Origin of the sequence: Shewanella sp. SM21 (genome assembly GCF_025654335.1) — a bacterium.
Lineage (GTDB): Bacteria > Pseudomonadota > Gammaproteobacteria > Enterobacterales > Shewanellaceae > Shewanella > Shewanella oncorhynchi.
The window spans coordinates 37663-64256 of the sequence record NZ_JAKKRL010000018.1 but is presented as its reverse complement, the minus strand read 5'-3'; the positions used below and the strand labels follow the sequence as shown (position 1 = coordinate 64256).

The 26594-nt window shown below is 44.7% G+C and carries 27 protein-coding genes; 6 read left to right on the top strand and 21 right to left on the bottom strand.

Features of this window, described 5'->3' with window-relative positions; all coding sequences use genetic code 11:
• Position 1: 1 nt before the first annotated feature.
• Positions 2-604 carry an ADP-ribose diphosphatase gene (nudF, locus tag L5L94_RS19665; RefSeq protein ID WP_263164698.1) on the bottom strand — a complete coding sequence of 201 codons (603 nt, stop codon included), beginning with the start codon at positions 602-604 and terminating at the stop codon, positions 2-4.
• 244 nt (positions 605-848) lie between these two features.
• On the opposite strand from nudF, the gene tolC reads away from it, so the two are divergent.
• Positions 849-2156: an outer membrane channel protein TolC gene (gene tolC / locus L5L94_RS19660; protein ID WP_105251469.1), complete on the top strand. Its 1308-nt coding sequence runs from the start codon at positions 849-851 to the stop codon at positions 2154-2156.
• A 78-nt stretch (positions 2157-2234) separates the two neighbouring features.
• Here the strand turns inward: tolC and L5L94_RS19655 are convergent, their stop codons facing one another.
• From L5L94_RS19655 to L5L94_RS19645, 3 genes are read right to left on the bottom strand one after another with little or no spacing between them, the layout of a single operon-like run.
• Positions 2235-2972, bottom strand: a complete 738-nt coding sequence (locus L5L94_RS19655; RefSeq protein ID WP_028761742.1) for a TIGR04219 family outer membrane beta-barrel protein — start codon at positions 2970-2972, stop codon at positions 2235-2237.
• Between the two features lie 2 nt (positions 2973-2974).
• Positions 2975-3943, bottom strand: coding sequence for a DUF2333 family protein (locus L5L94_RS19650; protein ID WP_105251468.1), 969 nt, complete (start codon positions 3941-3943; stop codon positions 2975-2977).
• Between the two features lie 11 nt (positions 3944-3954).
• Complete coding sequence (locus tag L5L94_RS19645; protein ID WP_263164696.1) at positions 3955-4437, bottom strand: copper chaperone PCu(A)C; 483 nt, start codon at positions 4435-4437, stop codon at positions 3955-3957.
• Between the two features lie 33 nt (positions 4438-4470).
• On the opposite strand from L5L94_RS19645, the gene L5L94_RS19640 reads away from it, so the two are divergent.
• Positions 4471-5208: an enoyl-CoA hydratase gene (locus tag L5L94_RS19640; protein ID WP_028761866.1), complete on the top strand. Its 738-nt coding sequence runs from the start codon at positions 4471-4473 to the stop codon at positions 5206-5208.
• A 131-nt stretch (positions 5209-5339) separates the two neighbouring features.
• Here L5L94_RS19640 and L5L94_RS19635 read toward each other — a convergent pair whose 3' ends face one another.
• The 3 genes from L5L94_RS19635 to dusA form a co-directional block, all read right to left on the bottom strand.
• Positions 5340-5540, bottom strand: a complete 201-nt coding sequence (locus L5L94_RS19635; RefSeq protein WP_113941528.1) for a PspC domain-containing protein — start codon at positions 5538-5540, stop codon at positions 5340-5342.
• Between the two features lie 151 nt (positions 5541-5691).
• The gene (locus tag L5L94_RS19630) at positions 5692-5982 is read right to left on the bottom strand and encodes a hypothetical protein (protein ID WP_263164672.1); all 291 of its coding nucleotides are present in this window, start codon (positions 5980-5982) and stop codon (positions 5692-5694) included.
• A 210-nt stretch (positions 5983-6192) separates the two neighbouring features.
• Positions 6193-7212 carry a tRNA dihydrouridine(20/20a) synthase DusA gene (dusA, locus tag L5L94_RS19625; RefSeq protein ID WP_263164671.1) on the bottom strand — a complete coding sequence of 340 codons (1020 nt, stop codon included), beginning with the start codon at positions 7210-7212 and terminating at the stop codon, positions 6193-6195.
• Between the two features lie 734 nt (positions 7213-7946).
• Here dusA and L5L94_RS19620 point away from each other — a divergent pair.
• Positions 7947-8411 (top strand): chemotaxis protein CheX, encoded by a 465-nt coding sequence (locus L5L94_RS19620; RefSeq protein WP_105251417.1) that lies wholly within the window; start codon positions 7947-7949, stop codon positions 8409-8411.
• A 424-nt stretch (positions 8412-8835) separates the two neighbouring features.
• On the opposite strand, the gene alr is transcribed toward L5L94_RS19620, so the two are convergent.
• Both alr and dnaB read right to left on the bottom strand, forming a co-directional pair.
• Complete coding sequence (gene alr, locus L5L94_RS19615; protein WP_263142828.1) at positions 8836-9912, bottom strand: alanine racemase; 1077 nt, start codon at positions 9910-9912, stop codon at positions 8836-8838.
• Between the two features lie 102 nt (positions 9913-10014).
• A complete protein-coding gene (gene dnaB / locus L5L94_RS19610) occupies positions 10015-11421 on the bottom strand; it encodes a replicative DNA helicase (RefSeq protein ID WP_105251415.1) in 1407 nt (468 codons plus the stop codon).
• A gap of 125 nt (positions 11422-11546) precedes the next feature.
• Between dnaB and L5L94_RS19605 the strand changes: the two genes are divergently transcribed.
• Entirely contained in the window at positions 11547-13745 is a 2199-nt protein-coding gene (locus L5L94_RS19605; protein ID WP_263164669.1) for a S46 family peptidase, read from the top strand.
• 542 nt (positions 13746-14287) lie between these two features.
• Here the strand turns inward: L5L94_RS19605 and rplI are convergent.
• From rplI to rpsF, 4 genes are read right to left on the bottom strand one after another with little or no spacing between them, the layout of a single operon-like run.
• The gene (gene rplI, locus L5L94_RS19600) at positions 14288-14740 is read right to left on the bottom strand and encodes a 50S ribosomal protein L9 (protein ID WP_113939970.1); all 453 of its coding nucleotides are present in this window, start codon (positions 14738-14740) and stop codon (positions 14288-14290) included.
• Between the two features lie 36 nt (positions 14741-14776).
• Positions 14777-15004, bottom strand: a complete 228-nt coding sequence (gene rpsR, locus L5L94_RS19595) for a 30S ribosomal protein S18 (protein ID WP_006083042.1) — start codon at positions 15002-15004, stop codon at positions 14777-14779.
• A 12-nt stretch (positions 15005-15016) separates the two neighbouring features.
• The gene (gene priB, locus L5L94_RS19590) at positions 15017-15322 is read right to left on the bottom strand and encodes a primosomal replication protein N (protein ID WP_105251411.1); all 306 of its coding nucleotides are present in this window, start codon (positions 15320-15322) and stop codon (positions 15017-15019) included.
• An 8-nt stretch (positions 15323-15330) separates the two neighbouring features.
• On the bottom strand, positions 15331-15726 hold the full coding sequence (gene rpsF, locus L5L94_RS19585) for a 30S ribosomal protein S6 (RefSeq protein WP_105251410.1): 396 nt from the start codon (positions 15724-15726) through the stop codon (positions 15331-15333).
• A 213-nt stretch (positions 15727-15939) separates the two neighbouring features.
• Between rpsF and L5L94_RS19580 the strand changes: the two genes are divergently transcribed.
• Together L5L94_RS19580 and L5L94_RS19575 are read left to right on the top strand one after the other, a co-directional pair.
• The gene (locus L5L94_RS19580; RefSeq protein ID WP_263164667.1) at positions 15940-16683 is read left to right on the top strand and encodes a YdiY family protein; all 744 of its coding nucleotides are present in this window, start codon (positions 15940-15942) and stop codon (positions 16681-16683) included.
• Positions 16684-16925: 242 nt separating this feature from the next.
• Entirely contained in the window at positions 16926-18368 is a 1443-nt protein-coding gene (locus L5L94_RS19575) for an MFS transporter (RefSeq protein ID WP_113939972.1), read from the top strand.
• 128 nt (positions 18369-18496) lie between these two features.
• On the opposite strand, the gene rlmB is transcribed toward L5L94_RS19575, so the two are convergent.
• The 8 genes from rlmB to zapE all read right to left on the bottom strand — a co-directional run bounded on the left by rlmB (position 18497) and on the right by zapE (position 26403).
• A complete protein-coding gene (gene rlmB, locus L5L94_RS19570) occupies positions 18497-19237 on the bottom strand; it encodes a 23S rRNA (guanosine(2251)-2'-O)-methyltransferase RlmB (protein WP_263164665.1) in 741 nt (246 codons plus the stop codon).
• The gene (gene rnr, locus L5L94_RS19565) at positions 19238-21661 is read right to left on the bottom strand and encodes a ribonuclease R (protein ID WP_263164663.1); all 2424 of its coding nucleotides are present in this window, start codon (positions 21659-21661) and stop codon (positions 19238-19240) included.
• Positions 21662-21700: 39 nt separating this feature from the next.
• On the bottom strand, positions 21701-22357 hold the full coding sequence (gene motX / locus L5L94_RS19560) for a flagellar protein MotX (RefSeq protein ID WP_113939975.1): 657 nt from the start codon (positions 22355-22357) through the stop codon (positions 21701-21703).
• 112 nt (positions 22358-22469) lie between these two features.
• On the bottom strand, positions 22470-23765 hold the full coding sequence (locus L5L94_RS19555; RefSeq protein WP_028759421.1) for an adenylosuccinate synthase: 1296 nt from the start codon (positions 23763-23765) through the stop codon (positions 22470-22472).
• Positions 23766-23837: 72 nt separating this feature from the next.
• A complete protein-coding gene (locus L5L94_RS19550) occupies positions 23838-24026 on the bottom strand; it encodes a DUF2065 domain-containing protein (RefSeq protein ID WP_198573776.1) in 189 nt (62 codons plus the stop codon).
• A 138-nt stretch (positions 24027-24164) separates the two neighbouring features.
• Positions 24165-24557 (bottom strand): 30S ribosomal protein S9, encoded by a 393-nt coding sequence (rpsI, locus tag L5L94_RS19545; RefSeq protein ID WP_006083052.1) that lies wholly within the window; start codon positions 24555-24557, stop codon positions 24165-24167.
• Positions 24558-24571: 14 nt separating this feature from the next.
• Positions 24572-25000, bottom strand: coding sequence for a 50S ribosomal protein L13 (gene rplM, locus L5L94_RS19540; protein ID WP_105251403.1), 429 nt, complete (start codon positions 24998-25000; stop codon positions 24572-24574).
• A 290-nt stretch (positions 25001-25290) separates the two neighbouring features.
• Positions 25291-26403 carry a cell division protein ZapE gene (gene zapE, locus L5L94_RS19535; protein ID WP_263164661.1) on the bottom strand — a complete coding sequence of 371 codons (1113 nt, stop codon included), beginning with the start codon at positions 26401-26403 and terminating at the stop codon, positions 25291-25293.
• Positions 26404-26594 lie beyond the last annotated feature (191 nt).

Genomic DNA, 26594 nt, shown 5'->3' with positions numbered 1-26594 from the left:
TTTAAACCAGTTGTTGATAGTTTAATTGTAACCATTGTAATCCAATAACGGTCGACGCATTATCAATCTCGCCCGCAACCACTCGCTCATAAGCTTGCTCGCGGCTCATGACATGCAATCGAATATCTTCGTGCTCTTCAGCTAATCCATGCAATCCACGGGCGTTGTTTGAATCGACATCAGCCCAATAGAAATAGAAACGTTCTGTACTACCACCTGGGCTCGCTAAATAGCTATTCACACTGTGTATTTGCTTAGCCATTAAGCCTGTTTCTTCCATTAATTCTCGGTGTGCAACATCCAGAGGCGTTTCTGCGGGCGCAATCATACCCGCGACTAACTCAAGAAGCCAAGGAGATTTAGCGGTTGCTAATGCAGGAAAGCGTACCTGTTCGATGAGTACGACTTTATCTTGCTTGGCATCATAGGGAAGGACGACCACAGCATGACCCCGTTCAAACACTTCGCGAGTGACAGGCTTACTCCAACCACCAGCGAATAATTTATGCTTGAAAGTGTATTCGTCCATTGAGAAAAAACCTTGATAAAGGGATTTTTTTCCTAAGATCTCAATATCCGTTTGCGAAAAAACAGGGGGTTTCATACTCTATCCTTAAAAGTTAAATTTGCGCCTATAATCAAGGCAATTTGAGCACATTTTTAAAATAAAATCTGTTACACTTCGAATTTGACTTGAAAGTGTCAGAGTTCTTAGACTCTAGGTCATTAAGTTTTAGCTGTATCGGGAAGCGTCGGGAAGCGCAAACCGCCTTGGTAAAGGCATTACTTAGTCTAAACGAAGTTAAAATATTCCTCCGTGGGGGGATTTTGTCTAATAAGGACAGCAAATGAAATTTAAGATCCATAATTTATGCGCAGCATTAACACTTGCGGCTTCCGCTTCAGCGGTGCAAGCAGATGATTTGTTGCAAATTTATCAGCAAGCACTGACCAGCGACCCGCTCGTATTGCAAGCCCAAGCCCAGCGTAATGGTTTGTTTGAGAAAATCGAGCAAAACCGCGCTCCGCTGTTGCCAACCATTAGTGCAAACGTCGGTTATGACAAAGCTTGGAATGATCCGAAGGATGATGCAAGTGGTCTAGTAGGTAGCCTGAAATTAAATCAAGTCATCTATGATCACAGTGCTTGGGTTGGTTTAAGTCTTGCTGAGAAAGCCGCTTCTCAAGCTGATTCCGCTTATGCTTCAGCATTACAAAACTTGATTACTCGTATCACTAAAGCCTATTTCGATGTATTAACGGCGAAAGACAACTACGAGTTCCAAGGTGCAGAAAAACGCGCAATCGAGCGTCAACTTGAACAAACTAAACAACGTTTCGCAGTGGGTTTAACCGCGATTACCGATGTGCATGAAGCTCAAGCGCAATATGACTTAGCCTCAGCCACTGAAATTTTAGCCGAAAACACGCTCGCCAATAGTTATGAAGCCTTACGTGAAATCACCGGCATCGATCACAAGACGATTAATGTGTTAGATACCAACCGTTTCTCAGCCGTTACGCCAGCGCCAACGTCATCTAGCGAATGGTTAAAAATTGCTGAAACCAATAGTGTTGATTTAATGACTCAACGTATTGGTAAAGATATTGCCCAAGAGACCATTAAGCTTTATCAAGCAGGCCACATGCCGTCTTTAAGCTTAAATGCCGGTTACAACAAAGGTCTTGAGCAAAAAATGGGTAATCTCAACGAACCTGATTTTGATAATGTCAGCGTTGGTGTCAACTTAAGCATTCCGATTTTCGAAGGTTTTAAAGTCAGCTCACAAGTTAATGAAGCACAATTCCAGTATGTTGAAGCAAGTGAAAAGCTTGAGCAAATTTACCGTGGTGTAGTGAAAAACGTTCGTAATAACTACAACAACGTAGGCGCTTCTATCAGCTCAATCAAAGCTTATGAGCAATCTGTAATTTCATCAGAAAGTGCCCTAAAAGCCACTCAAGCGGGTTTTGAAGTGGGTACTCGTACTATCGTTGATGTTTTGAACCGTACCCGTGACTTATACGACTCAAAACGTAAATTATCCGATGCGCGCTATAGCTACATCAACTCAGTTGTTGCACTAAAGCAAGCTGCGGGTACATTGAATGAAGATGATGTTATCGCCATCAATAATGGCTTGATTGCACAGTAACAACGCTCTCAGTCATTAAGCATAAAAAAACCGCCATTTGGCGGTTTTTTTTATGCTTAAAAGTTAAAATCAACAAAATTAGAAGTTGATTTCAACACCCGCAAAATAACCTTTAAATTTAGTATCAGCACTCACACCCGAGAAATTACTCACATCGAATAAAAATTCACGGTAGCCTACACGTACACGCGTATCGACGGCCAAACCATCAAATTGCCAACCTAAACCAATTGCATAGTCGTGCACGCTTGACTCATTGACGCCCTGCATCAAATCAGCAAAACCGTACAAGCCTAAGCCAGGCATACCTACATGCGTACTGGCGTAACCCATCACAATACCGCTATCGACATCTTTCTCTTCAGGATGGCCAGGATCTTGAACACGCAGTGAACCATTCATTAACTTGTATGCTGCACCAAGGTCCAATGACACTATGTCGTTATCCAATATTTCGTAATACAGCACGAAGTCTGTGTTACTCAAATCAGTATAAGCAGTCACATTACCTTTAAAATCATGACCATTGAAGTTGAAATCAGCACCAGACATGCTGCCTTTCTGATCTAGGCTATTTTCACGGATTTTAATGTTAGGGACAAATGGCAATGGGTGCTCAACTGCAATCCAGTAGCTACCTTGAGCAGATGAACTGTAATCAAATGTTTGTTGTGGTTGGCCTTTATCGGCAAAAGTACCACTAGTATCGGCGCGCCAGTAGTCACCACCAATTGTGAAACCGACCACAGTGGCCGCTTGGGCAGATGAGGCCATACAGAATCCTAATACCGCACTGGCGAGGAGAGTTTTTTTCATAATTAACCTTGAGATAGCAAGTTCGTTAAATCAATCACCGCGGCATTCGCACGCGACACATAGTTAGCCATAACCAATGAATGATTAGCGACTAAGCCAAAACCGCTGCCATTCAGCACAACAGGGCTCCAGACAGTTTGCTGAGTCGCCTCCAGCTCACGAATGATCTGTCTTAGGCTTACTTCAGCATTTTTCTTCTTCAATACGTCAGCAAAGTCAACTTCAACTGCGCGCATAAAGTTCAACAACGCCCATGAAGCACCACGGCTCTCATAGAAGACATCATCAATTTTCCACCAACTGGTTTTTACCTGATGGCTGGTCAAATTTGGGGTTGATTGACGCGCCGAATTGTCACCAGCTAGGTCTGTATTTAAGCGCTCTTGGCCAACGCTGGCAGATAAACGCTGCGACATACTGCCCAGACGTTTCTGCACTTCTTTCAACCATTCATTAAGGTTGTCAGCACGGGCATAAAACTGTGCATCTTGATTATTTGGGTCCATCATGCGGGCACGATAAAGCTTCAGCAATTTGATTGCATCGCGATATTCGCTTTCGGCACTCGGTACTAACCAGCTTGTGTGGTCAATATTGAGCTTAGATTGGGCTTCGCCTAAATCTTTGTCCGCCGCAGATTGTGACTGTGAGCGGCTAAACTCTTTACGCATAATCAAGGCTAAATCACGGGCTTGCTCCAAAGCACCATATTCAAATGCGGGCATGTTATCCATGAAGATGGAAGGTGGCATCACATCGTTTGATAGCCAACCACCTTGCTTATCGAGTAAATTTTCGACTGTGAGGATTAGCGATGTAGTAGTAGCGTACCCAACAATATTCTTATTGGATGCTGTTAATTGTTGAGGGCTAATTGGATCCGGTTCGATACTCCACCATACACTCACGCCATAACCGATTAATACTAAAAATAAACCGACCCCGGTAACTTTTTTCCATGTAATTTGCATCAAGCGACTCCTTAATGATGGTGATGATGCTCTTGCTCTGCGGCGTTTTCTGCTGCTTTACTAACAGGCAGGGTAATTGCCATTTTCTCGCCACCGTCAAACTCTAATTGCAGTTCAACTTGTTGCTCTAACACCAATGGCGCTTTTAAGCCAAGCAACATGACGTGATCCCCTGACGGCGTTAACGTTAATGTGCCATGGGAGGGGATGTCAAAACCTTCAACATGGCGCATCTTCACCATGCCTTGGTCTTCGATAATCGTGTGTAATTGGGCATCCTTTGCCACAGTCGAACTGACACCGATAAGACGAATCGCTTTATCTGTGTGGTTTTCAAGCGTAAAGTAAGCGGCAGTATTTGGTACTGTCTCAGGCATGGCGCGTATGTGACCTTCAGTCATGACTACGTTCGCCAACGCTGAAAATGATGCACAAGATAAAACTAGACAATTAAACAGCTGTTTGAATATTGGTTTCAATGTCTTAAACTCCATGTCTACCCAATGTCGTCGTAAAGGAAACAACCCATGAGTCATATACAGGTTCAGGATGATCAGGGAGTGCGTATTATTAGCTTTAATCGCCCTGATAAACGCAATGCACTTGATCTTAATATGTATAAACAACTGACAGAATACCTGATCGAAGGTGAAGCAGACAACGACATTCGTGCCTTTATGCTCCATGGCCAAGATAATTGTTTCACCTCAGGCAATGATGTTGCTGACTTTTTGAAAAATAGTGACTTAGGGCCAAATCATCCCGCAGTACGTTTCTTATTTTGTCTGCTCGAACTCAAAAAACCTCTGGTGGCTGCTGTTTCTGGTGCCGCCGTCGGTATAGGTACAACCGTACTGCTACATTGCGATCTGGTATACGCTGACAACACGGCGAAATTTCAACTTCCCTTCGTCAACTTGGCTCTCGTGCCGGAAGCGGGGGCTAGCCTACTCTTACCAGAACTCATTGGTTATCAAAAAGCGGCTGAGTTACTGCTACTTGGTGAAAGTTTTAATGCCGAGACGGCCCATAGACTCAATATGATCAACGAAATTGTGGCCCATGAAGATTTACTCAGTTATGCACTATCTCAGGCAAAAAAATTGGCAAATCAACCGCCACAAGCCCTACAAATCACACGTCAATTAATGCGTCCGCATAAAAATCGTGTACAACACCAAATGCACCAAGAACTTGAACAATTTAGCGCTAGGCTAAAAAGTGATGAAGCCAAAAGCAGATTTCAAGCTTTTTTGAAAAAGTAGTCTGCAAGGCAGTATGCACATACATTTTCGCATGAGGGTCAAAGTGCCCTCTTGTTGATAGGTTTAACTGCATCATTTTAAATCAAAACAAGCCACTTATTAGCTCATCAACGCCAGCCATCACTGCATGCTTAGGCTGGTTTTTTCCATTGGTCAACTAACAATGCTAAAACAAAGTAAATTAGCAAACTCACACCCGGCATAAATACAACTGCACCAGCCCACACCGCACGAGTCCAAAAACAAGACCAATCAAATTTCCACGCCATACCAGCGGCAACACCACACACTAATCGCTCTGGACTCTCCATACGCACTTTTAATCGTTTCATCTAAAACCTCGGCTCAGTTGATCGCTAACTTATTTATCATTAACACTATGCCACTGAAACCAGCAAATAATGCCTGAAAACAACGCAAGACTAATTACAGGTAACAGTAGCAATGTCATCAAAGGTGCTACAAACCACATAAGCAGATCCTTTACTTAGCGCTATATTCATCGGCACCTGCCGATTCACCTTTATTTTCAGCGTTTAAGCTAAGTTGACTGTTGAAGTCATACATACTTTCAGCCAGTTGTGTTTGCAATGACATCACAAATTCACGCTTTACACTGACGAACAATTCTTGTGTCTGCACAGTTAATGTTTGCTCAATAGTTCCCACAACATCTGATATTGGTGCGGCTTCTGCGTGTGCTGCAACGCTACCGACTAACGCGCCTAATAACACACTCATTTGTACTGATTTTTTAATGGTTAACATAAACATGATGGCATCCCTTTCGATTAATTAACTTGACGAAAGGAGTATTACAAACTGCGTGCCAACTTATAAAAACATTCTTAACAGCATGATTCTAATCACTTTAAAGTATTTTAAGTGAACAGGATGAGATATAGGAATGAATTGGGAAATAACAAGTGGTGAAAAATACTACTCAAACTAGTAAATTTCACCATCTTTTAAGTTGATTAGAAATCACTCAGTGACTTCAGCTTGAATACTCTGAAAAGCCTGTTTTACCACTTCTATCCCAGCGCCGTTTTTATGGGCATTTTCACTCAAATAACGACGCCAAGCGCGGGCACCTGGTAAACCTTGAAATAAACCTATCATATGACGAGTAATATGATTGAGCCGGCCACCAGACTGCAAATGCGCTTCAATATAAGGCAACATAGCCTCAATCACAGCCTCTCGGCTGATCACTGCTTTTTGACTGCCACACAATATTTGATCCACCTGCGCCAGAATATAAGGATTCTGATAAGCCTCGCGCCCCATCATTACTCCATCGAGCTGCACTAAATGAACTTGTGCTTGCTCGAGAGTTGTTACGCCGCCATTAATACCAATATTAAGTGCAGGATAATCACGCTTAAGTTGATACACACGCTCATAATCGAGCGGCGGGATCTCGCGATTCTCTTTTGGGCTTAACCCTTGAAGCCACGCCTTACGCGCATGGATAGTAAAATCCGTACACCCTTTTGCACTGACCACATCAATAAACTGGGTTAAAAACGCATAACTATCTTGTTCATCAATTCCGATACGCGTTTTCACAGTCACAGGAATATCAACGACTTGTTTCATGGCGTCAACACACTCAGCCACTAACTCAGGTTCCGCCATCAGACACGCGCCAAAGCGACCATTCTGCACTCGATCGGAAGGACAACCCACATTGAGGTTAACTTCATCGTAGCCACGCTCAGCAGCGAGTTTAGCGCAACGAGCCAAATCTAAGGGATTAGAACCACCTAACTGCAACGCCAAAGGATGTTCTTCTTGGTTATACGCTAAGTAATCACCGCGACCATGCAATATCGCTCCTGTTGTCACCATTTCCGTATACAACAAAGCATTAGCCGACATCAAACGTGCAAAATAACGATAATGCCGGTCTGTCCAATCCAACATGGGCGCAATGGAAAAGGTTCTATCGATTGGAATAGTTGATATAACAGGGTTTTTACTCATTTTAGACTGAATCATCACGCTCACATTTTAAGCTGTTTTTACACATTTGTGCATTTGTCTAATTGCCGGGCATCCTGTGAGGTATCCCAAATTATAAGATTGAGCGCTCAAGATGGTGTTCCCAGTAATTGACCTGAAAACACGTACTGAACAACACACTACAAATGCGTCGTTAGGGTGAAGCAAAAAGTGAGACAGTTTACAGCGAACATCGTACTTTTACAAAGTCAGCTAAGACACTCAAGGCCAAGACGCCTTTTTGATAGCACTCCACAATGCCGAAAATAGCCATATAAAATGGGATTACGTAAGACGCGATGGGATAGAGAGTTGAGTAGCAACGCCTTCTCACAAGTTCAAGTGCAAATAAAAGTCGAGTTACTCCATAAAAAGGCTAAAAAACTTTGCAGCATCGGCACTCATGAGCCACTATGAATGGGGCTAATGCAGCCCATTTTTGTATGTATGAGACGTAAAACAACGCCATTTGACGATAAGCGTCTTCCAAGCAAACTTATGAACCATCATACAAAACGATCTAAACAATAAAGGAAACGGTTATATGGAGCTTTAGCTGCCTATAACTCAGATAAATGATAAGAATATCTTTAAATTAGCCTCACATTTATAGCTGTCTCATCTAAGCTGATAGAGTGTGATCAAGATTGCTGTCGATAAGCAACTTTTCTAATAGCCTTAAGCAATGCCATTACTCCATGGTTTAGGCTCAAAAGAGGACAAACTTAGGCATGAACGTTAATTTTATTAATCCTTTCCTCCAATCTTTGCTCAATGTCATATCTACGATGGCGAGCATGGATTTGACGCCGGGCAAACCCCAAATCAAAGTAGATAACTTAGCTAAGGGTGATGTATCCGGCCTAATAGGTCTTGTTGGACCCCAAACAAAAGGATCACTGTCGATTACCTTCGAACAAAAGCTTGTTTTGCAGATAATGCAGAATATGCTGGGCGAAAACCCGGGTAAAATTAACGAGGAAGTGACTGACTTAGTAGGCGAAATTACGAATATGGTGACTGGTGGCGCAAAAAATCTTTTGGGTCAAAAAGGCTATGAATTTGAAATGGCCACTCCTATGGTCGTATCAGGAAAAGGCCATACTATTTCCCATAAAGCTAATGGCACTAAGATTATCATGCCATTTACAAGCCCGCATGGTACTGCTTATATTGAAATATGTTTTGAAAACTAATAGCTTAAATACATCAAGCCAGTCAGCTCAAAATACATTAACTATCCTGTCGCTCTGGATCTTATGTTTCATTCGCTTTTTTAAAGCCAGATAACAAAGATCAGAACAGCTGGTTTACCGTAACCTGAATTGAGATATTTTTATCGTCTATTTTGCCGCCTAACACCAGTTCAGCACAGCTTCATCCTCAGGTCCAAAACATATTGCGTCGCCAACGGTGAACTGCAAACCACTATTTCGCTTATCTCAGCCCTACAGGTTCGACACTTCTCTCGCTAACAAATAACTATAATTCATAGTGTTATTTGCAGTAACCATTCGTGTAGAGGCAATTATTCATCCTGACACTTTACATAAAAGAAAACGGTGTTTAATCACCGTTTTCTTGCTAAAAAGTGTCCCCAAATACTTCCATTTGTCAGGGTTAAGCTAAGCAAACCGCAACCCTTGGGGTGAGCTTAGTGACTAATTCATAAGCGATAGTACCGATATGTTCAGCGACTTCTTCAACGGGTAATGCTTTACCCCACAACAAAGCACTGTCGCCAACCTTATCTTGCGCATCTTGGCCTAAGTCGACAGTCAACATGTCCATAGAGACGCGGCCTACTATGGGTACGCGACGACCATTGACCCACACGGGTGTGCCTTCCGGTGCATTGCGAGGATAACCATCACCATAGCCAATCGCCACGACACCTAAACGGGTATCTTGCTTCGCGGTCCAGAAACAACCATAGCCCACTGGCTGATTGGCTTTATGATCCCGTACCGCAATCAACTGTGATACCAATTCCATCGCAGGAACTAGCCCGTGATTCGCACCGCAATCACCAGTAACAGGAGATACACCATAGAGTGCGATACCAGGACGGATCCAATCGCCTTGGCTCTGAGGCCAATACAAAGCACCAGCAGAGTTTGCTAAGGTTCTAAATCCGGGCAAGCCTGCCGTTAACGTATTAAAAGCCGCCATCTGTACTGAGGTATAGGTGTTTTCAGGCTCGTCCGCACAGGCAAAATGTGTCATCAAATGGATCGGTTTTGCCACATTGGGACAGGCCATTAACCTTGCGTAAACCGTTGAAAATTGTTCGGGCGTAAAACCTAAACGATGCATGCCTGAATCCACTTTAAGCCAGACAGTGACAGGTTTTGACAACACAGTTTGCTCTAACATTTCAAGCTGAGAGCTGTGGTGCACTACAGTGTCAATATCATGCCCGACGAGTAACGGGAGATCGGTGGCACGGAAAAAACCTTCTAGTAACAATAAACGCGCTGTCACGCCGCCCGCTCGTAATTCTAAGGCCTCATCCAATCGTGCTAGGCCAAAGCCATCGGCATTGACTAAACAATTAGCGACATTCAATAATCCATGACCATAACCGTTCGCTTTAACGACGGCCATCACACGACTCGCTGGTGCCTGTTGACGCAACGCAGCGAGATTGGTTTGCAGTGCACTACTGCTAATTTCTGCACGGGGAAAAGGGTTCAAAATTTACCTTGTTTACTCAGGAAATAAAAAGTCACGGATATAAAAAATACATCAATACAGCTCATCTTCTGCAAACGCAAACTGACTGTTTTTAAACGTCAATTAATCTTCTTCAAACTGCGGCCCAGCATAATTATCGAAACGCGAAAATTGCCCTTGGAAAGTGAGCCGCACCCGACCAATGGGGCCGTTACGTTGCTTACCAATGATGATTTCTGCCGTGCCTTTATCTTGAGAATCGTTGTTATACACTTCATCGCGATAAATAAACATGATGAGATCCGCATCTTGCTCGATAGCGCCCGATTCACGCAAATCCGAGTTAACAGGACGTTTATCGGCCCTTTGTTCGAGCGAGCGGTTAAGCTGCGACAGGGCAATAATCGGGATTTCCAACTCTTTGGCTAATGCTTTCAGCGAGCGTGAAATTTCAGAAATTTCTAAGGTACGGTTATCTTTTAAGGCGGGCACCTGCATTAACTGCAGGTAATCTATCATGATCATAGATAAACCACCGTACTCACGGGCAATACGACGCGCGCGGCTACGAACTTCTGTCGGCGTTAACCCCGAACCATCATCAATATACATTTTGCCTTGCTCGAGCATGATACCCATAGTCGATGAAACCCGCGCCCAATCCTCGTCATCGAGTTGACCAGTACGGATCTTAGTTTGATCAACACGACCCAAGGAGGCCAGCATACGCATCATAATCTGTTCGGACGGCATCTCGAGACTGAAAATAAGTACGGGTTTATCTTCATTCATTGCGGCCTGTTCGCACAAGTTCATCGCGAAGGTGGTTTTACCCATAGAAGGACGCGCCGCAACGATAATCAAGTCACCGGACTGGAAGCCTGCGGTCATTTTATCGAGATCGTTAAAACCGCTCGATACTCCAGTCACACCGTTATGGGGGTTGTTATAAAGCTGCTCAATCTTATCGACTGTTTTTTCCAGAATGGTTTTAATGCCTTCGGGACCTTCGTTAGCATTAGTTCGCATCTCGGCGATCTTAAAGACTTTACTCTCAGCCAGGTCGAGTAATTCACCCGAGTCACGACCTTCTGGGTTATAGCCCGCATCGGCAATCTCATGTGCGACGCGGATCATGTCACGCACTACGGCGCGTTCACGGACGATTTCGGCGTAGGATAAAATATTACCCGCACTTGGGGTATTTTTCGCAATCTCACCTAAATAGGCAAAACCACCGGCATCTTCTAATTGATTTTCAACTTCGAGCTGTTCAGAAACCGTGATCAAATCGATCGGTTGCCCTAAATCAACCAATCTGTGCATGGCAGAGAAGATCATCTTATGTGAGCGAGAGTAAAAATCCTCTTTTACTACAGCCTCAGCGACCCTGTCCCACGCTTCGGCATCTAACATCAAGCCGCCTAATACCGATTGTTCAGCCTCAATTGAATGCGGTGGCAGCTTGAGTCCATCAAGCTGCAAATCTCTTGGCTTACTTTTAGGCTTAAAAGCACCTTGTTGTGACATTAACGCTCCCGATTTCCAACAACTTAACAAAATATGATATAAAACCCGCGTCAAGCAAACAGGATGTTTACACTCGCCTGTTATTTCATTCCAACGGACACTCTAACAATCAATAAGGAAAGAACATGCGTATTGCATTGGTTGCGGCCTTAGTACTGACATCCGGCATAGCAACTGCCGACGAAGGACAATGGCAACCTTATCAAATGCCTTCAATTGCAGACAAACTCAGTGAACGCGGAATCGATATTCCGGCAGAAAAACTGGCCGATCTGACAAGTTATCCAATGAACGCTGTGGTTGGGCTGGGCTATTGTACCGCCAGTTTTGTCTCCCCCCAAGGGCTAGTTGTGACAAACCACCATTGTGCCTACAAGGCGATACAATATAACACTAAGCAAGAGCATAACTACCTAGAACAAGGCTTTTTAGCAACATCGATGGACAAGGAACCCTCTGCCGGTCCCAACGAACGTTTATACATCACAGAAGCAGTGACCAATGTCACCGCGCAAATCAATAAAGACCTCAGCCAAGACCCGCTAAGTCGTTACGAAGATATCCAAAATCACAGTAAAGCGCTCATCAAAAGCTGTGAAGCCGATGCTAACTATCGTTGTAATGTGCGCAGTTTCCATAACGGCTTAGAATACTACTTAATCAAGCAATTGATGATCCGCGATGTGCGCTTAGTCTACGCACCACCTGAAAGTGTTGGGAGCTATGGTGGCGATATTGATAACTATGAATATCCACGCCATTCGGGTGATTTTGCCTTCCTACGAGCTTACGTCGGAAAAGATGGCAAACCTGCTGCTTATAGCGACGATAACATTCCTTACCAACCAAAGAGCTACCTTAAGGTCAATGCCGATGGCGTAAAAGCCGGTGATGGCGTGTTTGTGGCGGGTTACCCAGGCACGACTAGCCGTTACAACCTGACCAGTGAACTTAAATTTGCCAGTGATTGGTTGTACCCAACTCAAGCTAAGCGTTATCAATTACAGATTGATACTATCGAGGCGATGGGACAAAAAGATGCCGATATCGCCATTAAGTACGCAGGTAATATGGCCTCAATGGCCAACCGGATGAAGAAACTCAACGGCCTACTAGCGGGTTTTAAAGCAACGGATATCATTGGCATTAAGCAAAGCCGTGAAGATAATTTTTTAGCTTGGCTTAAACAAAACCCTAAGCTAAATCAAAATCTCATTGCTGAGTTAGAAGTGTTACTCGCCGAGCAACAACAAGCATTCCAAAGTAATTACTACTTTACCAATGCCCAATCTAGCACATTGTTAACCGCAGCAAACAGCCTCTACCGTCTTGCTAAAGAAAAACAAAAGCCCGATGCCGAGCGTGAGCAAGGCTACCAAGAACGTGATATTGCTATGCTAAGCTCACGTCTTAAACGTATCGATTCAAGTTTTGATGTCACTGTTGATAAGACTTTGTGGCTACAGGATTTAAATGCTTACCTTAGCCAATCAAATCGCGTAGCTGCACTCGATGAAATGCTAAGTGCGAACACTAAAGATGCCGATCTCGCAGCTAAACTCGATGGTTTGTACTCACTCACTACGCTCACAGACCAAGCTAAGCGCCTCGCGTGGATGAATGCCGATGCTAGCGCTTTCGAAACCAGTGCCGATCCCTTTATTCGTTTAGCCGTAGCACTTTATGACACGAATATGGCACAGGAAAAGTCAGAAAAAATCTTAGACGGCAAGCTGTCTAGTGCTCGCCCTGATTATATGGCGGCCGTGATCGAATACTACAAAGCAAACAACTGGCCAGTCTATCCTGACGCCAACGGTACGCTACGGATCAGCTATGGCATGGTTGATGGTTATCAATCACGTGATGCGCTCTATAAACAGCCGTTTACTCGTCTTGATGGCATAGTCGCAAAACACACAGGCGTTGAGCCCTATAATGCGCCGAAAAAACTCCTCGATGCAATTCACGAGCAACGTTTTGGTGAGCACTTGGTCAAATCCGTGTATCAAGATCCCCGTGGCTGGATTTGCCGTCTGTTCTCTTGCTTAGATAAACCAGAAGAATTTAACTCAGTACCGGTTAATTTCTTATCCAGCGTGGACACCACAGGTGGTAACTCCGGCTCACCAGTCTTCAACGGAAAAGGTGAGTTAGTGGGCCTTAACTTCGACTCAACCTATGAAGCTATCACTAAAGATTGGTTCTTCAACCCAACCATCACTCGCGCGGTGCACGTGGATATTCGCTATATCCTGTGGATGATGGATGAAGTCGACCATGCCGATAACTTAATCCAAGAATTGGATTTAGTGAGAAATTAATACTCTGAGCCAAACACGGATTCAACCCATCTAGTCAAAAGCCGTTCACTGTCATGACAGTGAGCGGCTTTTATTTGGGCTAGTATTTTAAACGCGGATACGCTTTGAGACTGAATGAGTAGACATATCACTTACCGCATTATACCAATCGTATTAAATATCTGTTCATTCAGCGGGAGTTCAACGCGCTTTAGACAAAGCGAAGGCTTGAAGGCATAGTGGTGCTCTGTCGAAAGCCTTAAACGCAGTATAAAGCGCGTTGCCATGCCGTTAACATCAGCCGCCCTCGGGAGCAACACAGGCATCCCACTCCCGTGTTGCATTGACTTAAAAGGGAATAACCATTTCTGCGTCAATGCGCCTTGGATTGAGATGCCTGTGAGGCTCTGAACTGATTAAATATTTAATGTGATTGGTATTCATCCATCGCAAACCAATATCAAACCATATTGACCACAGCTAAATACTGAATTTCAGCCATAAAAAAACACCGCCAAAGCGGTGTTTCTCTTAATACAAGCTAAGATTAAAGCAAGGAGTAATTAAGCTTCTGCAACGATAGAAACTTTAACAACAGCTTTAACTTCAGTGTGTAACTGAACTTCAACTTCGAAGTCGCCAGTAGTACGCAGAGCGCCTAATGGTAAACGAACTTCTGATTTAGCCAGCTCAACACCAGCAGCAGTCACTGCATCAGCGATGTCACGGTTGCCAACTGAACCAAACAGTTTGCCTTCATCACCCGCTTTAGAAGCAATAACAACAGCTTCCAGTGCAGTGATTTTCTCAGCACGTAGGTTAGCAGCAGCTAATTCAGCAGCTAATTTAGCTTCTAATTCAGCGCGACGAGCTTCAAATACTTTAACGTTGCTTTCGTTAGCAACAACAGCTTTACCTTGTGGCAAAAGGTAGTTACGAGCGTAACCAGCTTTAACAGTAACTTGGTCACCCAAGTTGCCTAGGTTAGCGATTTTATCAAGCAGAATAACGTTCATTATCAAATCCTCTATATTCGATTAGGAATACTGCAATTACTGATGTAAATCAGTGTATGGCAGTAGAGAAAGATAACGAGCACGCTTGATAGCGCGAGCTAGTTGGCGCTGATATTTAGCACTAGTACCAGTGATACGGCTAGGAACAATCTTGCCGCTTTCAGTGATGTAGTTCTTTAAAGTAACGATATCTTTGTAATCAATTTCTGCAACACCTTCAGCGGTGAAACGGCAGAACTTGCGACGACGGAAATAACGTGCCATGTTGACAGTCTCCTAAGTTTTCAATTCGACATTTTCGGCATGGATGACTAAGCGGTTCTGACCATTACGCCCCTGTTGAAGCGTCATAAAGCCTTGCACTTGTACTTCCACACCTGCTTTCAGATCTTCTGCGACGCTTTCAAAGCGTGGGCCACTCAATATCACTTGAATTTGTACGTAGACGTTGCGGAGCATTTCGGCTTCATAACGCTGCGATTTGTGTTCCAACATAATCACACTGTGTGCAATACCTGCTGGGCTTTTAAAGCGTCTTGAACGAGTTATCGTTCCTGACAACACCAAGTTATTGGTGGTCACAGATTACCTTACTCAGCGATTTCTTCAGCGTGAGCTTCATCATATGAGCGTTCGCCAGCTGGGCCACGACGTGAATCGCGCTCATCTCTAGCTCTAGCCATTGGAGATGCTTCAGTAACGGCAACTTTAGTACGCATTACCATGTTACGCAGAACTGCGTCGTTGAAACGGAAAGCTGTTTCTAGCTCTTCGATCGTCTCTGCTTTAGCTTCAACGTTCATCAGAACGTAGTGAGCTTTATGCAGGTCAAGGATTGGGTAAGCCAGTTGACGACGGCCCCAATCTTCTAAACGGTGGATTGTGCCGTTAGCTTCGGTGATAACACCTGTGTAACGCTCAATCATACCTGGTACTTGTTCACTTTGATCTGGGTGAACCATAAATACGATTTCGTAATGACGCATTTATTGCTCCTTACGGTTATGTAGCCTCGGTATTGGCTCAGTCAGACCAAATGGAGGCAAGGAACGAAAAATAGTGACTGATTTGAGCGCGAGATAGTACAGAAAGCAAGCCAGAAACTCAAGCAATAACTTTGCCTCGCCAATCAATACAGGTATGATGGCGGTTCGCCTACATTCGGACGTCTGAAATCAGCTAACCAAGAATAAAACATAATGCTAAAAGTTATTGCGCCAATCGGTTTGTTTTTCCTTTCATTTCCAGCGCTTGCGCTTGTTCCACCTGATTATCAGGAACCACCCAGCGATTTTACGGCGGAAATCGAAGCTGGCTTGCAACTGAACACAGGCAATACCGAATCCAGCAGCTTTAATGGTCGAACCCAACTGATTTACGATACAAAGCAAACCAAGCAAGAAGCCACACTAAAAGCCTATTTTGCCTCAGAAAAAAGTCAAACAACCTCCGAAAAATATGAGCTACAGTTACAATCGAGCTATAAACTGACTAAGGGTTATGTCTTCGGACGTGGTGATTTTACTTGGGATCAATTCGGTAGTTACACGCAAATATCAACGCTTTCGAGTGGTTACGGTTTCAATGCTATCAGTAGTTATAAAACAAAACTCAGTCTCGAGTTCGGCCCAGGTTATCGATATAACTTACCTGCAGAGTCGGTAACCATTCCCAACCCTGATGCCGAAAAAGATGTCATTCTTCGTACCGCTGCCAAATTCTCTCAAAAACTACAGGAATACAGCAGTCTCAATGCCGATCTCACTGCGGAAGTGGGCGAGAACAACAACACCCTCACCTTAGATATGAACTATAAAAATCTGGTGTTCCAAGATTGGGCATTTAAGATCGGTATGAACATCAAATACACTGAAGTGGTACCAGAAGGAAGCCAACCCATGGATACCATCACCACCTTCAACTTGCTTTACACTTTTAGATAACTCCTTTTAAAAAATACGACGAAATACATAGACTAACATGACGCTAATAGCCTACTCGGCTGGCGTCTATGTGAATGCTTTACAAGCATCCTCTTGAGTTGTTCCGACATAATTCAGTGATTTTTTGAGCAGTAATGCGCAATTAATCAAGATTTACCAACAATTTGCAACACAACATAAACACTAACCCCTGATATACTCACTCCTCATTATCAATCTAGTTTGTGTTTTCGGAGTTGTATATGACTAATCCGCTGCGCACTTTCGCCTCTTTATATAGCACCACATTATTAATGGTATTAGCCGGCGGCTTGCTTACCACCTATCTTGGGCTCAGGCTCTCAGTGATGAATGTGCCACAAATATGGATTGGCGGCATGATGTCGGCCTACTATGTTGGCCTAGTGGCAGGCTCTAAGATTGGTCATCGACTTATCGCTCAAGTGGGCCATATCCGCGCCTTTGTCGCCAGTGCAGGCATAGTCGCTGCATCGGCATTAGGCCATGCACTCGTGGATGAGCTAGCGGTTTGGCTGCTCCTCAGACTCGTGGTAGGCATGGGGATGATGTGCCAATACATGGTGTTAGAAAGTTGGCTTAACGAACAAGCTGAAAGTAATCAAAGGGGCACAGTGTTTGCGAGTTATATGATCGTATCTTACTTCGGCTTAATCTTGGGCCAAGGTGCGATCAGTATTTTCCCCGAATTAGGACTAGAGCCACTACTGCTTATCGCAATTTGTTTTTCACTCTGTATCGTACCGATTTCACTCACGCGTCGTCTTCACCCTGCGCCCTTAGTGCCAGCCCCACTCAAAATTGCCTATTACTGGAAAAAAGCGCCACAAGCACTCACGACAATCGCGATTGGTAGCATGATAGTGGGTTCGTTTTATGGTCTCGCTCCCGCCTACGCCAGTAACTTAGGTTTACCGCCTGAAAAAGTCGCCACGTATATGACGGCAACGATTTTAGCGGGATTACTGGCACAGTGGCCAATGGGAAAATTGTCCGACATTATGTCCCGCAGTCGCCTTATCCGTATCAACTGTATATTGCTCGGTATCTTAGCCTTAGCTATCGCCTTAACCCCCTATCATCCGGTGATTTCACTGGTGATGACTTTCCTATTTGGTATTTTAGGTTTCACTTTCTATCCGCTCGCCACAGCGCTTGCCAACTCTCGAGTAGAGCAAAATGAGCGGGTAGGCTTATCAGCAACAATATTATTAACCTTCGGCTTAGGCGCCAGTATCGGTCCGCTTATCGCATCGACATTAATGCAATGGTTTGGCAATAACATGTTATATGGCTTTATGTCAGCCTGTACCTTAATACTCTTTGTGCGTTTACGTTATGTACATTCACAGCAAAAAGTCGAAACCAATGTCACCCAAGACTACATAATGGCGACGGGCGACTTAGTCTCGTCACCACTGGCGGCAGCGTTGGACCCACGGGTTGATGTTGAATCAATTCAAGAGCATATGACGCCCAGCGCTAACTTAGATGAATCGGAGCATGATTTAGGGGCCGATGGCGTCGATGACGATATTATCGATGATAATGACAGTGATGAGGAACAACTCGCCTTTAGTTTCGATATTGAGCAAGCAGAGCCTGAAGCCGCTCAAATAGATGAAACTGATAGCAATCAGGTTAACCTAGACAAAGCTCTGACGTAAAAAAGGCCAATAAAAAACGGATTAACTTTATATCGTTAATCCGCCTTTTTTATTACGACCAGTGGTTACTGCAGGTTGTGACTTAAAGCCTGATACTCCATGTGTGAGATCAGGCAAACGTGAGCATATTAGCTACGACGCTGACGCACTGCTTCAAACAAGCAAATACCCGTTGCAACCGATACGTTCAAGCTAGACACACTACCGGCCATAGGGATAGAGATCAGTGAATCGCAAGACTCACGGCTTAATCGGCGTAAACCTTTATCTTCCGCACCCATGGCAATCGCCAATGGCCCCTTGAGATCGGCTTGATAAAGCTCGCAATCTGCCTCGCCCGCAGTGCCCACAATCCACACACCTTTATCCTGCAGGTGACGCATAGTGCGCGCAAGATTAGTCACTTGGAATAAAGGCACTGTTTCCGCAGCGCCACATGCAACTTTACTTACCGTGGCCGTTAAGCCAACTGAATTATCTTTAGGCACGATAATACCTTGCACGCCCGCCGCATCAGCATTACGTAGACAAGCGCCTAAGTTATGGGGATCCGTCACGCCATCCAAAATCAGCAAGAATGCTTGCTCAGTGTTAGCAAGCAGCACATCTAAATCTTGCTCATTCAACACTTTCGCCGCTTTAACGCGCGCGACTATGCCTTGATGTTGACTGCTTTCCGCTTTGTCATCCAAGGCTTTACGAGAAGCGACTTGAATCGTCGTGCCAAAGGCTTTGGCCTGATCGGCCAGTACAGTTAAGCGCTCATCATCACGACCTTGTAAGAGCCACAACTCAATAATGCGTTCAGGGCTGTGTTTTAACAGGGCTTCAACTGCGTGGATCCCAAAAATAATATCTTGTTTTTTCATTTATTTCTTTCTCGTGCTCCGCTTAGCGGCTTTTGGCTTTTTAGCCGGATCTTTTACTGCTGCTTTTTTAGCTTTAGTGCCAGCTTTGGCCTTAGGCTTGGTTTTGCCTGTTTCAGCCTTGGCGCTAGATGCCGCGGTTTTGCCTGCTTTACCTTGCTTAGCGCCTTCACGATTAACGCGCTCACGGGCTGTCATCGGCTTATCACGGCTGGCAGATGCTTTACGTTTACCACCTTTGCCGTCATCACCCAGCATAACCAAATCAATCTGTCTGTCATCTAAGTTGACTGCAGCGACCTTAACCGTCACAGGATCGCCGACTTGATAAACTTGACCTGTGTGCTCACCGATAAGACGTTGACGCATAGGGTCGAATTGGTAGTAATCGCTACCTAGACTTGAGATATGCACTAAGCCATCGATAAACAGTTCATTTAAGCGCACAAACAAACCAAAACTGGTCACTGAGGCAATCACAGCTTCAAAGGTATCGCCGACGTGATCTTGCATAAACTCGCACTTCAGCCAATCGCTAACATCGCGAGTCGCTTCATCGGCACGACGTTCTGTGGTTGAACACTCTTCGCCTAATTGGTCGAGCTCATCGAGTTGATAATGATAGCCACCATCCTGCGTCCACTTCTCAGTGGCTTCGCCTCTTTCCTTCGCCAGTAAATAACGGATCACACGATGTAACACTAAATCCGGATAGCGGCGAATGGGTGAGGTAAAATGCGCATATTCTTCTAAGGCTAAACCGAAGTGACCTTCGTTATCCGGAGTATAAATTGCCTGACGCATAGAGCGCAGTAACATCACTTGGATAAGTTCAGCATCAGGGCGGTCGGCAATTTGCAACATCACATTCTGATAATCTGACGGCGTTGGCTCAAGTCCACCTGGCATGCTTAAACCACGCTCAGCAAGGAACTCTTTAAAGTTCGCCAATTTTTGCTCGGATGGCGCTTCATGCACACGATACAAGACTTCGCCTTTGTGCTTCTTCACAAATTTAGCCGCCGAAACGTTGGCTAAAATCATACATTCTTCAATGATTTTATGAGCTTGATTACGGCCACGCGGCACGATTTTATCAATCTTGCGCTGCTCATTGAAAATGAACTGCGTTTCCATGGTTTCAAACGCAATCGCACCACGCTCAGCTCTTTGCTCATCTAGCGCTAAATACAATGACTGTAAACACTGCAGATGCGGGAACAAGGCTTCATGCTCAGGCGCAATGGGGCCGCCTTCTAACATTGCTGCCACTTGGGTATAAGTGAAACGGGCATGGGAATACATCACAGCCGGATAAAACTTATAACCTGATAACTTACCTTTAGCAGATACGGTCATCTCGGCGACCATACATAAACGGTCGACGTGGGGATTCAGCGAACATAGGCCGTTGGAGATTTTCTCCGGCAACATAGGGATCACTTGCGACGGGAAATACACTGAGTTACCACGGGCACGCGCTTCGGTATCTAAGGCAGAATCGGTACGCACATAATAACTGACGTCCGCAATCGCAACCCATAAACGCCAGCCGCCACCGGCTTTTTTCTCCGCGTACACGGCATCATCAAAATCGCGGGCGTCTTCACCGTCGATAGTCACTAATGGCAGATGACGTAAATCCACACGACCGACTTTATCGGCGTCGGTTACTTCATCGGGAATACGGCGCAGTTTCTTCTCGATCACTGGTGACCAAGTATGGGGTAAATCATAATTACGCAGGGCAATTTCGATTTCCATCCCCGGCGCCATTTGCTTACCGAGCACTTCAGTCACTTTACCCGCAGCCTTAACAAAACGGCCTGGGCGACGCGTTAATTCAACCACAACCACATCGCCTTGGCGGGCGCCGTTGCGATCTTCATTTGCGACTAAAATTTCTTGGGTAATACGCTTATCATCGGCAATAACAAATGCCATACCGCTATCGACATGATAACGGCCAACAATCGCGGCACTTCGCGGCTGGATCAGACGAACCAAACGTGCTTCGCGACGGCCACGACGATCTGTGCCCGCTTTTTGCGCCAGCACTTTATCACCGTGGAAATACATCAGCATGTCGCGGTTCGAAATAAATAAGTCATCACCGCCTTCATCGGGTTTGAAAAAGCCGAAGCCTTCTCTGTGTCCGAGCACAGTGCCGGGGATCAGATCCATTTTCTCGGGTAAGCCATAGCTTTGCCCACGGGTGAACACCAGTTCGCCATCGCGTTCCATCGCACGTAGGCGACGGCGCAAGGCCTCAAGTTGTTCTTCCTCTTGGATGTTTAACGCCGCAGCAATGCTGTCACGAGTGATAGGTGATTTTTGAGAACGTAAGTAATCGAGAATATACTCACGGCTTGGGATAGGGTTTTCGTACTTATCCTGTTCACGCTCAAAATGAGGGTCTTTGATCATTCAATATCCAAATAATGTGTCTCTAGATTAAGAGACCACTTAACGGGTTCGCAACTGTTCTTGCTGGGCCCGCGCCACTGCACTGGGGGGCATTTTAGCTGCTAACACCTGCAGTAAAGACAAGGCTTTATTCTTAGTCGCCTCGTCCGCAAATACATCGTTATATAACCAGTGATAGGCCATCTCGTAATCCCTAGGACTACCATAACCTTCACCGAATAAACGAACTAACATCATACGAGCGGATAAACTGCCACTTGCAGCCGCAGGCAGTAAATAATGCACTGCTCTGTCTTTATTGCGGATGACAAATTTCCCACTCTGATAATACTCGGCAAGCTTTAACATCGCTTCTGAGCTACCTTGTTCGGCCGAGTCACGTAACAAAGCAATACCCTTCACAGGGTTAGCCTTCACACACGTTCCATGATTGAGCATTTCGCCCCAAAGAAATTGATATAAAGGCTGTTTTAAGACTTGGGCTCGCGCCTCAATGTCTTGGACTAACTGGCAATCATCACGTTTCACTTTCGCTAAGTATTGATTGCTACGGATCAAATCAAGCAATTGATCTTGACTATAAATATCCACCGCCTGCGTTTCAGCAAAGCACATTGAAGATACTAAAGGCAGTAGCGCAACGAGTGCTGTACGTAGCATAACGACTCTCAATGACAGTAGGATGAATACTTGCATCGGCAGTATAACCTATTTCTTGAGCTTGAGCTGAATTTCTAACCGCAGAATAAAACAGAGAAAGGTATAAAGAAGCAGAGAAAAAGGCCGTGAAACACGGCCTTAACAGATCTTAATTGAACGGATTAACCAAAATCATGGTTTCGTTACGATCAGGACCCGTAGAGATAATGTCGATAGGTGTTTCTAATAACTCTTCAAGACGCTTGATATAATTGATCGCTGCTTGAGGCAGTTGCTCAATTGATGTCGCGCCAAAAGTCGACTCGCTCCAACCCGGCATAGTTTCATAAACCGGCGTAACCAGTTCATAACCTTCAGCGGCCAGCGGAGTGACTTTAGAGATAGTGCCATCAGGATTCTGATAACCGACACAAATCTTCACTTCTTTCAGACCATCAAGTACATCTAACTTAGTCAAGCAGAAGCCGCTAACACTGTTGATTTGAACTGCGCGGCGCATTGCCACAGCATCCAACCAACCTGGACGACGCTTACGACCCGTTGTTGCACCAAACTCATGACCTTTAGTACCTAAATGATCACCGACTTCACATAATAGTTCAGTTGGGAATGGACCTGCACCTACGCGAGTAGTGTAAGCCTTCATGATACCTAAGACATAGTCTAAGTGACGCGGACCAAAACCTGAACCCGTCGCAACACCACCGGCAGTGGTATTTGAAGAGGTTACAAATGGGTATGTTCCGTGGTCGATGTCGAGTAATGTACCTTGAGCGCCTTCGAACAGAATTGGCTCACCGGCTTTACGCGCAGTATCCAATAGTTCAGTCACATCAACACACATGCTCTTCAGATAATCGGCCATAGCCAAAGCATCTGCTAGCGTTTGCTCGTAATCAACCGCTTCGACTTGATAGTACTCTGTCAGCATAAAGTTATGGTATTTCATAACTTCTTTCAGCTTTTCAGCAAACAGTTCAGCATTGAACAGGTCGCCTACTCGCAGACCGCGACGAGAAATCTTGTCTTCATACGCAGGTCCAATACCACGGCCAGTTGTACCAATAGCTTTATTACCGCGCGCTTTTTCACGGGCAATATCAAGGGCACAATGGAAGGGAAGGATCAGCGGACACGCTTCAGAGATCAACAGACGTTCCTCAACAGGAACTCCACGATCTTTTAGCATGTTGATCTCTTTCATCAGGGCGTCAGGTGCAAGCACCACACCGTTGCCAATAATGCATTTCACATTATCGCGCAAGATACCCGATGGGATCAGATGAAGAACGGTTTTTTCACCGTCGATAACCAAGGTATGACCAGCATTGTGGCCGCCTTGATAGCGAACTACATATTTTGCCTGTTCTGTTAGAAGGTCGACAATCTTACCTTTTCCTTCGTCACCCCATTGGGTGCCGAGAACAACTACGTTTTTGCCCATTATTTGCTGCAAGGTTGCGGTTAAAAAAGAATTTTAACAGATCTTAGTTAATAAGGGCAAGCAGGCTATTTTTCATGCAAAAATAACCCAAAGAACGACTCCAGCCGTGACTAATGCCCCACCAAGTCGCTGGATAACTTGCTGATTTTGATGGGAGAGTTCATTTAAATAACGACGCCATTTATTTGGGAATAATAATGGCCCAAGGCCTTCCAAAACCAACACAAGTGCCACTGCTAGCATAAAAATCTGAAAAGTCATGCTTACCTCAAACTCACTCGCTTAATATAAATTTATTGTATATCAGCATACTCCAACCGAAGAGTTTTCTTATACCGTCAATTTTTAGCCAATAAAAAACCCAGCACAGGCTGGGTTTTTTGATATTCCAAAAACGAATTAACGCTTAGAGAATTGTGGCTTACGACGTGCTTTACGTAGACCCACTTTCTTACGCTCAACTTTACGAGCGTCACGGGTAACGAAACCAGCAGAACGTAGTGATGGACGCAGTGCTTCATCTAATTGCATCAGAGCACGGGTAATACCGTGACGGATTGCGCCTGCTTGGCCAGTGATACCACCGCCTTTAACAGTTACATAGATGTCCAGCTTGTCAGTCATTTCAACTAACTCTAAAGGTTGACGAACAACCATACGAGCAGTTTCACGACCAAAATACTGATCCAAAGGACGTTGATTTACAACGATGTTGCCACTACCTGCTTTAGCGAAAACGCGAGCTGTAGAGGTTTTGCGACGGCCAGTGCCGTAGTACTGAGTTGCAGCCATTTGCTTAATCCCGTTTAGATATCAAGAACTTGAGGTTGTTGTGCAGTGTGGTTATGTTCTGCGCCAGCGTAAACTTTCAGTTTACGGAACATGGCACGGCCCAGAGGACCTTTTGGTAACATACCCTTAACTGCTTTCTCGATGATCATTTCTGGCTTTTGCGCTTGCAGCTTTTCAAAGCTGATTTGCTTAATGCCACCAGGGAAGCCTGAATGCGAGTAGTACGTTTTGCCTTTCGCTTTGTTACCAGTAACAGTCACTTTTTCAGCATTAACAACGATGATGTAATCACCGGTATCAACGTGTGGAGTGTATTCTGGCTTATGCTTACCGCGTAAACGGACAGCGATTTCAGTAGCGATACGACCTAAAGTTTTGCCGTCTGCGTCGACGACGAACCAGTCACGAGTTACAGTTTCTGGTGTAGCAGTAAAAGTCTTCATTATTACAAAAACCCAAAGTTAATTTTCTGTCTCACATGCTGTCTGCATTTGCAAACAACACAAAATTGCCTTTTAGTACCCCTTCGAGCACCGACTTCGGCTTACAACTTCCGCCCAATTGGCGGAGTAACGTGGGCAGGTGGCGGAGTATAGACAAAGCTGAGTTAAAAATCACCTGATATTTTGATAAAAATTATAAAATATCGACCAATCGGACTTGTCATCCTAAGGATTAACAAGCCTCTGGTGATTTAAGGCCGCAGCTAATGCAAAACTCTTACACTACTGGGTTACGGCAGGTGTTCGGTTTTTAAATAATCGTGGGATTGCATCTCAATTAAGCGTGAACGGCAACGCCTAAATTCGAAGTTAAGCAAACCATCGGCATAAATATCTTCGAGTGGCACTTGAGCCGATACAATCAGCTTCACATTGCGCTCGTAAAATTCGTCGACCATAGCTAAAAAACGTCTTGCGATGTCATCGCCTGTCAAAAAGGCGCCCATTTGTTCTATGCCACTCACGAGGACAGTATGATAAATCCGCGCAAGTTCCATGTAATCACGCTGGCTTCGTGGACCATCACAGAGCGCTCTAAAATCGGCCAACAATACGCCCTGCGCCTGCTGCCGAATACTAATACTGCGGCCTTCTATTTCGATGTCAGCAGTAAGCACCTCAGACTCAGGCGCTAACTGACTAAAATAACGTATAAGATTGGCATCAGCTTGTGCATCTAATGGATGATGATAAATTTCTGCTTGCTCAAGGGTACGCAATCGATAGTCAATGCCAGAATCCACATTGAGCACTTCACAATGTTGATTAATTAAGGCTATCGCAGGTAAGAAACGTGCGCGCTGTAAGCCATTTTTATATAAGTCGTCGGGGATAATATTCGAAGTTGCAACCAGCACAACGCCTTCTTTAAATAACGCTTGAAACAGCGTACCTAATAGCATGGCATCGGTAATATCAGAGACAAAGAATTCATCGAAACAGATAACGCGATATTTCGCAGCCATCTTTTTCGCAATCACCAACAAAGGATCGCGAACGCCTTTTAACTCATCCAAATCTAAATGCAATTGATGCATAAAGCGATGGAAGTGAGCCCGCAATTTTTGTTCACCAGGCAAGGCATCAAAAAAAGTATCCATCAGGTAGGTTTTACCGCGCCCAACTCCGCCCCAAAGATACAGACCTTTAGGTGATGCTAGTGCCGATTTTAAGCCTAATGCGCTAAACAATTTCCCCACAATAGAACTCGGCTCTTCTGCCGTAGTTAAGTCTTCATAGACGCGTTGTAACGCCTTAACGGCAATTTCTTGAGCCGGATCATGGGAAAAACCGTCACGGGTAAGATCTTTTTGATAATGCTGCCAAGGGCTTAACTGAGGCACGTTTAAATTCTCTTATGTCCTTTATTAAAACTGTGACGATATTAGCACGGCCAATATGACGCAGGATATATTAATGCAGAATACGACTTTTACCTTAACGCTAAACTGCATACAAACGTCTAATAAGCATCTATGCTGTAGGTCATTTAAATCGGCAAAATCCGCTGACATTAGGGCTTGAAAAATCCTAA

Bases quoted from the DNA above. Each gene is read 5' to 3' on its own strand.
- nudF (WP_263164698.1), bottom strand. From the start codon at position 604: ATGAAACCCCCTGTTTTTTCGCAAACGGATATTGAGATCTTAGGAAAA.
- tolC (WP_105251469.1), top strand. From the start codon at position 849: ATGAAATTTAAGATCCATAATTTATGCGCAGCATTAACACTTGCGGCT.
- L5L94_RS19655 (WP_028761742.1), bottom strand. From the start codon at position 2,972: ATGAAAAAAACTCTCCTCGCCAGTGCGGTATTAGGATTCTGTATGGCC.
- L5L94_RS19650 (WP_105251468.1), bottom strand. From the start codon at position 3,943: ATGCAAATTACATGGAAAAAAGTTACCGGGGTCGGTTTATTTTTAGTA.
- L5L94_RS19645 (WP_263164696.1), bottom strand. From the start codon at position 4,437: ATGGAGTTTAAGACATTGAAACCAATATTCAAACAGCTGTTTAATTGT.
- L5L94_RS19640 (WP_028761866.1), top strand. From the start codon at position 4,471: ATGAGTCATATACAGGTTCAGGATGATCAGGGAGTGCGTATTATTAGC.
- L5L94_RS19635 (WP_113941528.1), bottom strand. From the start codon at position 5,540: ATGAAACGATTAAAAGTGCGTATGGAGAGTCCAGAGCGATTAGTGTGT.
- L5L94_RS19630 (WP_263164672.1), bottom strand. From the start codon at position 5,982: ATGTTTATGTTAACCATTAAAAAATCAGTACAAATGAGTGTGTTATTA.
- dusA (WP_263164671.1), bottom strand. From the start codon at position 7,212: ATGATTCAGTCTAAAATGAGTAAAAACCCTGTTATATCAACTATTCCA.
- L5L94_RS19620 (WP_105251417.1), top strand. From the start codon at position 7,947: ATGAACGTTAATTTTATTAATCCTTTCCTCCAATCTTTGCTCAATGTC.
- dnaB (WP_105251415.1), bottom strand. From the start codon at position 11,421: ATGTCACAACAAGGTGCTTTTAAGCCTAAAAGTAAGCCAAGAGATTTG.
- L5L94_RS19605 (WP_263164669.1), top strand. From the start codon at position 11,547: ATGCGTATTGCATTGGTTGCGGCCTTAGTACTGACATCCGGCATAGCA.
- rplI (WP_113939970.1), bottom strand. From the start codon at position 14,740: ATGAACGTTATTCTGCTTGATAAAATCGCTAACCTAGGCAACTTGGGT.
- rpsR (WP_006083042.1), bottom strand. From the start codon at position 15,004: ATGGCACGTTATTTCCGTCGTCGCAAGTTCTGCCGTTTCACCGCTGAA.
- rpsF (WP_105251410.1), bottom strand. From the start codon at position 15,726: ATGCGTCATTACGAAATCGTATTTATGGTTCACCCAGATCAAAGTGAA.
- L5L94_RS19580 (WP_263164667.1), top strand. From the start codon at position 15,940: ATGCTAAAAGTTATTGCGCCAATCGGTTTGTTTTTCCTTTCATTTCCA.
- L5L94_RS19575 (WP_113939972.1), top strand. From the start codon at position 16,926: ATGACTAATCCGCTGCGCACTTTCGCCTCTTTATATAGCACCACATTA.
- rlmB (WP_263164665.1), bottom strand. From the start codon at position 19,237: ATGAAAAAACAAGATATTATTTTTGGGATCCACGCAGTTGAAGCCCTG.
- rnr (WP_263164663.1), bottom strand. From the start codon at position 21,661: ATGATCAAAGACCCTCATTTTGAGCGTGAACAGGATAAGTACGAAAAC.
- motX (WP_113939975.1), bottom strand. From the start codon at position 22,357: ATGCAAGTATTCATCCTACTGTCATTGAGAGTCGTTATGCTACGTACA.
- L5L94_RS19555 (WP_028759421.1), bottom strand. From the start codon at position 23,765: ATGGGCAAAAACGTAGTTGTTCTCGGCACCCAATGGGGTGACGAAGGA.
- L5L94_RS19550 (WP_198573776.1), bottom strand. From the start codon at position 24,026: ATGACTTTTCAGATTTTTATGCTAGCAGTGGCACTTGTGTTGGTTTTG.
- rpsI (WP_006083052.1), bottom strand. From the start codon at position 24,557: ATGGCTGCAACTCAGTACTACGGCACTGGCCGTCGCAAAACCTCTACA.
- rplM (WP_105251403.1), bottom strand. From the start codon at position 25,000: ATGAAGACTTTTACTGCTACACCAGAAACTGTAACTCGTGACTGGTTC.